8 protein-coding genes are annotated in these 11,945 nt (G+C 51.3%); 6 read left to right on the top strand and 2 right to left on the bottom strand.

Annotated features, from left to right (window positions below; genetic code table 11):
* The first annotated feature begins 8 nt into the window (after window positions 1-8).
* Genes BUB55_RS05960 through BUB55_RS05970 form a run of 3 tightly spaced genes read left to right on the top strand, consistent with a single transcriptional unit; the run spans window position 9 to window position 3,754 of the window.
* Window positions 9-428, top strand: coding sequence for a hypothetical protein (locus BUB55_RS05960; protein WP_143152937.1), 420 nt, complete (start codon window positions 9-11; stop codon window positions 426-428).
* Window positions 425-799 (top strand): P-II family nitrogen regulator, encoded by a 375-nt coding sequence (locus BUB55_RS05965; protein ID WP_073189086.1) that lies wholly within the window; start codon window positions 425-427, stop codon window positions 797-799. The genes BUB55_RS05960 and BUB55_RS05965 overlap by 4 nt, the downstream gene beginning before the upstream one ends.
* Window positions 800-805: 6 nt before the next feature.
* Window positions 806-3,754, top strand: a complete 2,949-nt coding sequence (locus BUB55_RS05970) for a fused MFS/spermidine synthase (protein ID WP_073189087.1) — start codon at window positions 806-808, stop codon at window positions 3,752-3,754.
* 87 nt (window positions 3,755-3,841) lie between these two features.
* Here the strand turns inward: BUB55_RS05970 and BUB55_RS05975 are convergent, their stop codons facing one another.
* Window positions 3,842-4,666: an outer membrane beta-barrel protein gene (locus tag BUB55_RS05975; protein WP_083596905.1), complete on the bottom strand. Its 825-nt coding sequence runs from the start codon at window positions 4,664-4,666 to the stop codon at window positions 3,842-3,844.
* A gap of 157 nt (window positions 4,667-4,823) precedes the next feature.
* A complete protein-coding gene (locus BUB55_RS05980) occupies window positions 4,824-5,825 on the bottom strand; it encodes a porin family protein (protein WP_073189090.1) in 1,002 nt (333 codons plus the stop codon).
* 152 nt (window positions 5,826-5,977) lie between these two features.
* Between BUB55_RS05980 and BUB55_RS05985 the strand changes: the two genes are divergently transcribed.
* The 3 genes from BUB55_RS05985 (at window position 5,978) to BUB55_RS05995 (ending at window position 11,932) form a co-directional block, all read left to right on the top strand.
* A complete protein-coding gene (locus BUB55_RS05985; RefSeq protein ID WP_073189092.1) occupies window positions 5,978-7,312 on the top strand; it encodes a hypothetical protein in 1,335 nt (444 codons plus the stop codon).
* A 94-nt stretch (window positions 7,313-7,406) separates the two neighbouring features.
* Window positions 7,407-10,100, top strand: coding sequence for a leucine--tRNA ligase (gene leuS / locus BUB55_RS05990; protein ID WP_073189093.1), 2,694 nt, complete (start codon window positions 7,407-7,409; stop codon window positions 10,098-10,100).
* 299 nt (window positions 10,101-10,399) lie between these two features.
* A complete protein-coding gene (locus BUB55_RS05995; protein ID WP_143152938.1) occupies window positions 10,400-11,932 on the top strand; it encodes a hypothetical protein in 1,533 nt (510 codons plus the stop codon).
* Window positions 11,933-11,945: the final 13 nt, after the last annotated feature.

An 11,945-nucleotide genomic window follows, 5' to 3' on the forward strand; every position in this document is an offset into this window, starting at 1 on the left:
GCGGCACCATGGCAGATGTAAAGACGAACATTGCGAAGAAGCGTACACCGGGAGGTCGGCGTGCCCGCGTGTCCATGAACCGGCTCAAGATTCTAGTGACCATCGTGAACCGCGCCAAGGCCGACTTTTACATGGACCACATCCAGTCTTTCGGCGTGAACATGCAGATGGTCATTTACGGCAGGGGGACCGCCCCGCAAGAGATCATCGCCGCCATGGGCCTCACCGATTCGGACCGCGCCATCATCATGAGTGTCATTGGCGAGAACCAGCTGAAGGCCGCCCTCGAGAGCATTGAAGAAAAATTCCACACCATCCCGAATGGCAAGGGAATCGCCTATACCATCCCTATGACAAGCATCATCGGGAAGTCCATTTTCAACTTCCTAAGCGATAACCGCGATGTGGTAAGGAGGAACGAAAAATGAGTGCAAACAGCCACGAATTGATTTTGTGCATTGTGAACACCGGGTTCTCGGAAACGGTCATGGAGGCCGCCAAGGATGCGGGGGCACGCGGCGGCACTATTATTGGTGGGCGCGGCACTGCCAACAAGGAGGCGGAATCGTTCTTCCACATCGCCATCCAGCCCGAAAAGGAAGTCGTGATGATTTTGGTCGATTCCAAAATCAAGGATGCGGTGTTGCACGCCCTTTACCAAAAGGCGGGCCTCGATACCATGGGGCGGGGTATCGCCTTCTCGCTCCCCGTCGATGACGTCGTCGGCCTCACGCCGTGGCAAAAGGCTGTCGACAAAGACGGAAAGACTATCAAGATTCCTGCCGTGGCGAAGGAGTAACAATCCATGAATGTCCTTGTCTACTTCCTCTTTGCGCTCTCGGGTTTTGCCGGCCTCATTTACGAAGGTTCGTGGGCCCGCTACCTCAAACTCTTCCTCGGTCACGCCAGCTACGGCCAGGTGCTTACGCTCTGCATCTACATGGGTGGACTCGCCATAGGCAGCTTTGTGGCGGGCAAATTCGTGGAGAAGGTGAAGCGCCCGCTGTTGGGTTACGCGGCGGTGGAACTCGCCATTGGCATTGGCGGCCTCGTTTACCATCCACTCTACAACCTGCTCACGGGATTCTTTTTCGATAGCGACTTTGTGGCTGGCCTTGGCTTCAAGGGAGCCGAGGCCGTAAAGGTTCTTTTGGCCACGGGCTCCACGCTCCCCATCGCCATCGCGGTGGGCATGACGTTCCCCTTTATTGCGGCGGGTCTCATGCGCAAAAGCGGCGCCGAACTCTCGCTTCCCATGCTCTACTTTACCAACAGCCTCGGGAGCGCCATCGGCATTCTTTTTACAAGCTACCTGCTCATCCCGGAACTCGGTAACCACGCGACACTTTGCGTGGCGGCGTCCATCAACTTTTTGCTCGCGGCGGTGTTTGGCCTCATCGGCTTCATGACGCCTGCGACCAAGGCCGAAGCCGACGAAGAGGCGGGTATTGACCCCTCGACCGAGGAGCCGCTGAACGAAGATTACGTGGCCGAGCACAAGCTTCCCATGCCGCCCAAAAGCACCTGGCTCTGGATTGCGGCCATCACGGGCTTGACCTCGTTCGTTTACGAGATTGTGTGGATTCGTCTGCTTTCGCTTTTGATGGGCTCGTCGAGTCACAGCTTTGACCAGATGCTCTCGGCGTTTATCTTGGGCCTCGCGCTTGGCAGTGCCGTAAGCGGCAAGCTCCTCAAAAAGGACTCTCTGGTGGTGCTTTCGCTTGCGCAGATTTTCATGGCGTTTTTTGCGCTCTGCACGCTGTACTTCCACAAGCCCTTCTGGGGCATGATGAACGAGGCAAACCAGATTTTTAATGCGACCTCTGACGGCTACATTTGCTGGAGCGTTTTCAAGTACGCGCTCTCGGTGCTTTGGATGGTGCCCACGAGTTTCTTTGCGGGCATGACGCTCCCGCTCATCACGCTGATCTTGACCCGCGCCTTCAAGAGCGAAGCTCCCATCGGCAAGGTCTACGGCTGGAACACCCTCGGCTCCATTGTGGGCAGTGCTGGTGGAGGCCTCTTGTTGCTCCCGTTCTTGCAGCTCAAGGGCGCCTTGGTGCTGGCTGCGGTTTTGGACTTTGCCATAGGCTTTGTTTTGCTGGTCGTGTACCGTAAAAAGTTCCGCTACAATGTGTTGTTCTACGTGATAGCGGCATTCATGGTGCTGCCCTCCATTTTTGTGAACTTCGACCCGCATCTCGTCACCTCGGGTGCGTTCCGTGCCTACAAGAACCTGCACCCCGACGAAAAGATTATCGTGCGCGACGGCAAGACGGCGACCATCAGCTTCCACGAATCTAACGTCCATTACTACATCAAGACGAACGGCAAGGCCGACGCCAGCATGAGCAAGGACCGCAGCCATCCTATCGAGGGCGACGAACTGACGCAGGCCGCTACGGCGTTCATGCCCATGGCTGTGAAGAACGAGCCCTACGATGCCGCCATGGTGGGCTTTGGCAGCGGCATGGGCGCCCATTACCTGCTGGCGGACCCTTTGCTGCGCGACTTTGACTGCGTCGAAATTGAGGACGAGATGATGACCTTGGCGAAGGGTTTCTATCCGTGGAACTCCCGCGGTTACGACGACCCCCGTATCCACATATACATCGATGATGCACAGACTTTCTTCCTCACGAACCGCCGCCAGTACGACCTTATGATTAGCGTGCCCAGTAACCCCTGGGTGAGTGGCGTCGCGAGCCTCTTTAGCCACGAGTTCTACGCCAAGATGCGCCGCTACATCAAACCGGGCGGACTTTGGGTGCAGTGGATTCAGACTTACGAGTTCAACGACCAGTTGTTCCTCAACATTCTCAAGGCTTTGGACGTGGTGTTCCCGCACGTGTCGCTCTACAAGGCGCCCGAGGAACCCGACATCATCATTATTGCGAGTGACCAGCCGGTAATGCAAAAGAACATCGGCCGCTTTAGCACCGACCCCGTGCTGGTGAAGGAGTTCAAGCGCATCCACCGCGAGCCCGACTTCTTTGGCGAGCAGAACTTCTTGTTCACCTCCAAGATGGTGAAGTCCATGCTCGAGAACATCGAGCCCAACAGCATCTTTACGCCGATGGTCGACAACAAGGCGGAGGAGGCGCGCTTTGTTCACTCCGACGCCCACATAGTGCAGGTGTTCGATAGCTGCGAAATCTGCTGGCCCGAGTACCTCGACTCCGCCGACTACGCGCTCCGCCGCCCCGCCCGCGTGAAGGCGATGATGGAGCACATGGCGGACCCGTACAGGACGCTTGCCCTCGAGGCCTACCTCGCGAACATAGATTCCATGGCGGAACCCCGGGGTGACAGCGCTGCGGTCGCTCTCTCCGTTAACGAAAAATCCCCGTCCTGGAAAAAGTTCCGCGAGGAGTACATCGAGTGGATCCGCGGTGTGCCCATGGAAGTCCGCGATACCGTCGGCATTTATCGCAAGGTTCGCGCCCTTGTGAACGCGGGCGTGTTCCCAGCCTCGTTTGTGGACGAGTTCAATATCCTCGAGGTTGCCCGCGTCAAGGACTACCCGACCGCCGCTCGCCTGGTGGCCGACTTCTACGAAAAGTACGAGGTCAAGGACATGGACGAGTTCTTCCTCAGGAACGCGATCCTTATAGCCTTCCTCGCGCGTGAACCGGAACTGGCAAGTGTGCTCTACAAGGAGGCGATTCGCCCACACGAGAGCTTCTTTGCGGTCGAAAAACTCCTCATTTCCAAGGAAATCCCGAAGCTCCGACGCGCGAACCTCAAAAAGTAACCGCCCTCGCGAATGGGCTACAAGTAAAAACGGCGCTCCGGGGGAGTGCCGTTTTCTAATGTCTAAATCTTTAGAGCACTTGTTGTTTTAGAACAGGTAGGTCACGCCGGCCATTGTGTAGAACGAGAGTAGGTTCGCCTTTTGGAATCGGCTCTCGGGAGGGACCAGGGCCTTGTTCAGGCAGTTGGAAAGGCTCTGCACCACGCGGATGTCGATGTTGATGTAGCGGGTCAGCATGTAGCCAATGTCAAGGATGCCACCCACTTCAACGCTCGAGGTCACGAGGGCGTTGTTGTCGGTTACGGGTTCGCTGTCGCCAAAGTTCTGGTTGTATTCGGAGCTGCCTGTCAACTTGAGCGAAAGGTTCAGACCGAGTCCGGCAAAGAACCCCCAATCTTCAAAGGTGTAACGCACAATCAGCGGGATTTCAAAAACCATCATGTTGATGACGGCGTCGTCGCTGCCGAACTCGGTGTCGGTTTCAAAGGAGTAGTGGCGGTAGTTGAAGTCCAGTTCCGGGGCAATGCTCAGGTTCTTGACGCCCAAGGGCATTTTGACCATGAGGCCGATGCCGCCAATGAAGCCCATTCCCCATCCGTCCGATTTGCTGCCAAAGAAGGTGTTGGTACCGCCCTGAACGCGGGCGCCCAGCTGGATGACTCGGGCAAAGCCTTCGGTGCGCTGGCGGTTGATTTCTGCCTTGGAGGTTTGCTCGTTCTTATAGCGAGCATAAGCGGCTGCATACTCTTCGTCGTTGGCGAATTCGCTGTCTGTTGATCCGTCGTAAGACGAGCTGTCAGAGGAGGCGGATGCCGACGGTGTAGAATCGAAATCGTCAAACTCGTCGGCTTGCGCAGAAATAGCCAGTGCAAGCACTGCCGAGGTCAATAGAGAGAGTGTTTTTGACTTCATACGACTTAATTATAATAATTGTGCTAAAAAATTGTCCCCATAAAAATATATCTATGTGTAAAAAGGGTGTAGAAAAAGAAAGTTTACTTAGTATGAAAAAAATACGGAACATAAGGTTCCGTATTTTTTTGTTAACAAAAGTTTTCCTATGAATTTGTTAGAGAATGAACGAAAGCCCGAGACCTGCATGGAACGGGTACAACTGTGAATTCATCACTTCAGATTCGGCGATGGCGGGTTCGTTCAGCAAGTTGGTAAAGTACTGCGATACGCGGACGTCTATGGACATCCAACGGGTGAATGCGTAGCCAATGGTCGCGACGCCGCCCATCAAGACTCCCGAGGTCGGGAGAGTGTTCTTGCGCTTGTCTTTTTCGATGCCCTTGTCGGAGTCAATTTCTTGGTGGTAAGAGGACTTGCTCGAAAGTTTGAGCCCAAGGTCAAAGCCTAACCCAAAGAAGAACCCTTCTTCGTCGGGGGCGTATTGCACTATGAAGGGGATCTCGAGGAGCATCATGTCGATGCGGGCGTCGTCATCGCTCTCGTAGCCTTCGCCGTAAATGGTGGAGGCCTCGTAAAGGTAACGGCTGTAGTTGAAGTCCAGGGAAACGGAGAACTGCACAGACTGCATGCCAAGGGGGAGCTTGGCGAAAAATCCACCGACCCCTTCGTAACCGAGTTTCCAGTCGTCGGACTTTTTGCCAAAGAGCATGTTCATGCCGCCGCCCACGCGGGCGCCTAGGCGGATGCGGCGGGAAAAGCCTTCTTTGCGGGAGCGTGAAATTTCGGAGTCTTCGGTAATGTAGCGGTCGTACGTGTCGACGTCATCATCGTCGTTGTCAACTGCATTCGAGGCAGTCTCTTGGCATTCGGGCAAAAGCGAATCAGCGGGGGTACAGTCTTCTTCTTCGTCTGCGGCGGCAGACTTTGCCGTGTCCGTGGCGGATTCTGCTGTTTGAGTTTGTTCAGTTCCGTCGCAACCGTCGCCTATGCAGGCGGGGGCCGGCTCGTCTGTTTCGCCGTTATTCAGTTCGGTGCTGCCGCCGTTTTGCTTGGCGACCCATGCTGAATCCACGTCCGGTTCGTATTCCTGGGCAAAAGCTGCCGCGTTGAATAGGGCGATAAAAGAAATTGCCAGAATGAGTTTGCTGAATTTCATGGCCCAAATATAGTTTTTTTGGCGAGGAGAGTCTTGGCCAGCAAGGAGAACTGCTTACAAATTTACGTTGTAAATGAAACTTTACAAACTAGAGGGGGCTATAGAAAGGCAAAATTGTACATTACACGTTGGTGGGATAAAGGAGAAAAACTATGAATAAAATAACGACTTTGTTTTCTGCGGCTTCGATTGCGCTTGCCGCTTCTATGGCACTTGTCGCCTGCGGCGATGATTCCTCGTCTGCGAGTTCCGATGAAACGCCGACTTCGTCAAGTGAAGAAACTGGGCTAGAATCTTCTTCGTCGGTTGAGGAAGGTTCGTCTTCATCTGAAGGGACTGAGTTTTCGTGTAATGTTTCTTTGGGTTTGGTCGAAGGATGTGAATCCTTGGTCGAAGATGAATGCACCGCTCAAAACGAGGGCGAGGTCAAGGAGGTTTGGGTTGGGAACCCCAAGTACGGGCACAATACCTATAACCGATGCGAACGCGGTTCGTGGGTTCAAGGGGATATTAGTTTGACTTGCGATACTGCTGGCGTGCAGGTGGGTGACATATGCCGGAGATATGGATCGACGAACATATTCCAGGCAGGCATGAACCCCACATCGCCTGAATATGTGTTTGTTTATGCAGGCAATGGTGTTTGGGAAAACTTTGATGGTTTGGCCAAAATGACCAAGGAGTGTACTGCCGAAAACGAAGACGACATGGAAAAAATCGTTTATGGCCGTGATGACAACACATTGATTGTGTATTATAAGTGTACAGGCGGCGCGTGGACCGGAATAGACGAGCCTACTTTTTACAACTGTGCGGATTCCGCCTCTACCAGTGGAACCTGCTCGTTTGAAGTAGATGGAAAAATGGTGTACTATAAATACAATGATGAAGAATTCTGGATGAATGGCGCGATGGTGGATAGCGTGTGGGTGAAAGCCGGCTACGATCCTGAATTAGGTCTTTGTCCAATGTACTATTCTTTGTCTTCCTCATATAATCTGCCAAAATTGCTCGATTCCAGTTATTACTATTGCTGGGCCGGGCAATGGGAAAAAGTAAATCTTGTACCGAAACAATATACTGACCCTCGAAAAGAAGGCTTGACAGACGAGGAATACGATGTCCTGGATTTGCCCAAGGATGCCAAGGTAGGCGACCGTGCCGGTGGTTTGCTGGAAAAATGCGAGTATAATCAGGAATTATATACGGTAAATGGATGGGAAGTGTATGATTATTGCATATCTCAAAATTATTACCGCTATCATGAAGATGGTTCTTGGGCAAAAGAAACGGTGGATGAATTTTTTGAGGATATAAATTCTTCTAGTTTTGAATGTAACGCAGAAACAGAAGGCCAACAGTGGATTAGAATGCCGGACGAAGATCAGCCGGGTACAGTTCTTCAATGTGTTGCCGTTGATAATGAGACTATTGAATATGATGAAGTAATTGTTGAATACATCTTTAATCGGTTTGAAAAGAAATGAATTCCCCTCTTTTAAGGGCTTTGAACATCGGGATGGCTGACCGCCATCCCTTTTTCTTGCTATCTTTACCCCCGAAAATTTAAGGACATAAATCATGGCTAAGTACAATCCGCAAGAGATCGAAACCAAGTGGCAAGCCTACTGGGAAGAACATCAGACTTTCAAGACGGGCGAAGATAAGTCCAAGCCCAAGTATTACTGCCTGGACATGTTCCCGTACCCGAGTGGCGCAGGCCTGCATGTGGGCCACCCCGAAGGTTACACCGCTACCGATATCATCTGCCGCTACAAGCGCAGCCGCGGTTTCAACGTGTTGCACCCGATGGGTTGGGACGCTTTCGGCCTCCCCGCAGAACAGTACGCCATCCAGACCGGTACGCACCCGGCCATTACCACCAAGAAAAACTGCGACAATTTCCGCCGCCAGATCAAGCGTCTTGGCCTCTCCTACGACTGGAACAAGGAAGTCAACACCACCGACCCGAAGTATTACAAGTGGACGCAGTGGATTTTCAAGCGCCTTTACGGCACCTGGTTCGATGAAGACCAGCAGAAGGGCCGCCCCATCGAAGAACTCCCGATTCCTGCCGATGTCGAAGCCAAGGGCAAGGAAGAAGTCCGCAAGTACAAGGATGGGAAGCGCCTCGCTTACTACGCCGACGCTCAGGTGTGGTGGTGCAAGCACTGCAAGATCGTTTGTGCAAACGAAGAAGTCTTGAATGACGGCAGCCACGAAAAGTGCGGCACCAAGGAAGTGGAACGCCGTAACCTGAAGCAGTGGCTCATGCGCATCCCGCTGTATGGCGACCGCCTGCTGAAGGGCCTCGACAAGCTCGACTGGCCGCAAGGCGTCAAAGACATGCAGAAGAACTGGATCGGCAAGAGCTACGGTGCCGAAGTGGATTTCCCGATTGCCGACGCTAACGGCAAGCCGACCGAAAAGAAGCTCCGCGTCTATACCACCCGTTGCGATACGCTGTTTGGCGCTACCTACATGGTCGTCGCCCCGGAACACGCGATGGTGCCGGAACTCACGACCGCCGAACAGAAGGCTGCCGTGGAAGAATACGTGCACGCCGCCGCATTGAAGAGCGACCTCGACCGTACGGAACTTGCCAAGGAAAAGACCGGCGTGTTTACCGGTAGCTACGCCGTGAACCCGCTTACCGGCACCAAGATTCCGGTGTGGGTCGCCGACTACGTTTTGACCGGCTACGGCACCGGCGCCATCATGGCCGTGCCCGCTCACGATACCCGCGACTTCGATTTCGCGAAGAAGTTTAACCTGCCGGTTATCTGCATCATGGAACCCGATGCAAGCTGCCCCGAAGACGTTCGCCCGAAGGTCCTCGCAGGGGAAGCCTGCTGGGCTGCCGACGGCACCTACATCAACAGCCAGAACGACACGCTTTGCCTGAACGGCCTCAACAAGAAGCAGGGCATCGCGAAGGTCATCGAATGGCTCGAAGCCAACAAGATCGGTAAGGCTACCGTGAACTACAAGCTCCGCGACTGGCTCTTCAGCCGTCAGCGCTACTGGGGCGAACCGTTCCCGATTATCCACTGGGAAGACGGCGAAATCTCTACGGTGGACGACGCCGAACTTCCGGTGCTGTTGCCGGAACTCAAGGACTACAAGCCGGGTGACGGCGGACAGTCCCCGCTCGCAAACGCTACCGAATGGCTCCAGGTCACGGACAAGAACGGCCGCAAGGGTATCCGCGAGACGAACACCATGCCGCAGTGGGCAGGCTCCTGCTGGTATTACCTCCGCTACATCGACGCCTGCAACGGCGACGCATTTGTTGCAAAGGAACTTGAAAAGTACTGGATGCCCGTGGACCTCTATGTGGGTGGTGCTGAACACGCTGTGCTTCACTTGCTCTACAGCCGTTTCTGGCATAAGGTCCTGTTCGACCTCGGCCTCGTCTCTACCGACGAACCGTTCCAGAAGCTCTTCAACCAGGGCATGATTCTTGCCTTCGCTTACGAAGACGCCGCTGGCTCCAAGGTCCCCACCGACGAAGTCGAGGAGAAGAACGGAAAGTTCTTCAAGAAGGGAACCGACATCGAACTCAAGCAGATCGTGGCGAAGATGAGTAAGTCCCTCAAGAACGTCGTGAACCCGGATGACGTGGTGCGCGACTACGGTGCCGACAGCCTTCGTTTGTACGAAATGTTCATGGGCCCGCTGGACGCCGTGAAGCCTTGGCAGACCAAGGGTATCGAAGGCATGAACCGCTTCCTCGGCCGCGCCTGGCGCTCCGTTGTTGGCGACAGCGATGAAGCCCCGGTGTTCGTTGATGAAACTGCCCCTGAAGCCATCGAGAAGGTGATGCACCAGACCGTCATCAAGGTCACGAGCGACATCGAGAACATGAGCTTCAACACCGCGATTAGCCAGCTGATGATCTTCAACAACGAAATGATGAAGATGGACAAGCGCTACCGCGAGCCGTGCGAAACGTTCGTCAAGTTGCTGCACCCGTTTGCCCCGCACATCGCCGAAGAAATGTGGAGCATCCTCGGTCACAACGAATCGCTCACGAACGTCGCCTGGCCTGAAGCCGACCACTCCAAGGCCGTCGAAAACACCGTGGAAGTCGTGTTCCAGGTGAACGGCAAGGTCCGCGCCAAGGCAAGTGTAGCGAAGGACATGGATAAGGCCGCCCTCGAAAAGCTCGCCATGGAAAACGAAAGAGTGAAGGAGTTTATGAAGGGAATGCAGGTCGTCAAGGCAATTGTTGTGCCTGGTAAGTTGGTCAACATCGTTGTCAAGCCGGCATAAAAATGAGCCTGCCCCGGACTCGTTCCGGGGTGAAGTCCATCGTGGTCCCGGGCAAGCTCGTGAATATCGTGGTTAAGTAGTAAAAGGGGGAAGGCCTTCCCCTCGCTTCAGCCCCGACCCCACCCCAAATGTCATCCCCGACTTGGTCGGGGATCTTTTGTTATATCCCACCCTGGTCGGGTCTTCCGCTACCCCTTCTAACGGGCGCTCAGTCGCCGCGCCCGTAACGCCCGGCTTGTTAAGCTTTTTTGATTTTTATTGTTCGCACAATAACATACGAATTAGGTATATTGTTTTCTATGTTCGATAAATTCCAAAAGCCTTGTTGCATTGAATTTTATAATGCTTATGACTCCATATTAAAAAACATTGGATTTCATATGCAATTTTTTTCTTTCCTTAAAACAAAATTCGATAAAATTCAATCAACAAAGCACGCCCATAAGGCCGTTATTGAAATATTTATTGAATATATCAGGTCCGAGGTGTTTGACACACAAATCAATTTAGCAGACGAAACAAAGAAAAGAAGTATTCTTTCCAAAAAAATTTTTGACTTTTGTTATCGCTATTTTACTAAGAGTTCTACAACTCCTTCCGACCCGCGTGAATTAAACAAATCGTTATTTAAATCAGAAATCAAATGCCTAAAACTATTTGACAATGTGCAACTTTGTTTACATGAAGAAGACTTTTCCTCCGATGACAAAAAAATGCTTCATTATTTAATCGAAGAATTTATTTTCATTCGAGCTTTTTCATCATTTATATCCAAATACAAAAATACGGAATCCATAGATTTTTTCAAACGTTTTTTCTTCGTTTATCCTTTCGATAGAAAAGACATTCCCTCTGAACGCAATAAAGAATGGATTGACAACCACGTTCAAAAATTTGAAACCATTAAAAATTATATAACTTCTCCTGCAAATGAATTAAAAAATGTTCGCGAATGGTTTAAAGAACAACTGGAAAAAATAGACTTTGCTTCACTTAGCGAGGAAAATAAATCTTTCTTCGTTAAGGAAATGTTTGTCACCTTTGGCAATATTTCTGACGAGAAAACCGGAGACGCTAAAGGATTCCGCATTCCATTAAATCATTTATTCTATCTAGGTCGATATTATAATGTACATCAACTTCCTTTGCGTTATGTAAAAAAAGAAAGGACCATATTAGAAAGTATCGCGCACGAAACATGGCGGCGTGTTTGCAAATTCAAAATAACGCCAAAAGATGAAATTGAAGAAGCAAAAAGAAAAAACAGTTCGGGAAAAATGTCTGAGCCGAGCGAAAAAGAACTCTATGACAAAAAAGCTCCTAAAGTTGACATAGACCGCTTAATGAAACAATTTCCTCAAGCTGTTCCATTACAGCAGGGAGACGATTACGAAACTGTAGTAACCAAATTTATTTCTAGCATAGACGTTTCAAAAATCCCTAATATAAAATCAGCGGAAGAAATTCCTGCATTTGTTTCAGATTCATTAAGTTCTTTAGGAATAAATGAAGGAATGATTAATCTTATTTCCAGCTTAGGCGACATAGAAATCCCGAAAATAAATAATTTGAGTGAGATTCCAGAACATATCATTGAAGTATTAGGTTCATTGAGTGGAAAAGGAGTAATTAGTGCTGATTACAGAGGCAATATCAAAAATCAAAAAACCGACTTTTTAAAAATAGTTGGAGATGCAAGTTTGTCGCTTTCCCCAAAACTATCTGTCCAAAAACTAGTCGGCTTACTAACTCACTTTGACATGTACAAACCTCTGCAATCTCAACAAGAAATGGAGCAAATAATGAAGAAAACTATTCAAATGTTGGTTTAGTTTCATTTTTCAC

Origin of the sequence: Fibrobacter sp. UWP2 (assembly GCF_900141705.1) — a bacterium.
GTDB lineage: Bacteria > Fibrobacterota > Fibrobacteria > Fibrobacterales > Fibrobacteraceae > Fibrobacter.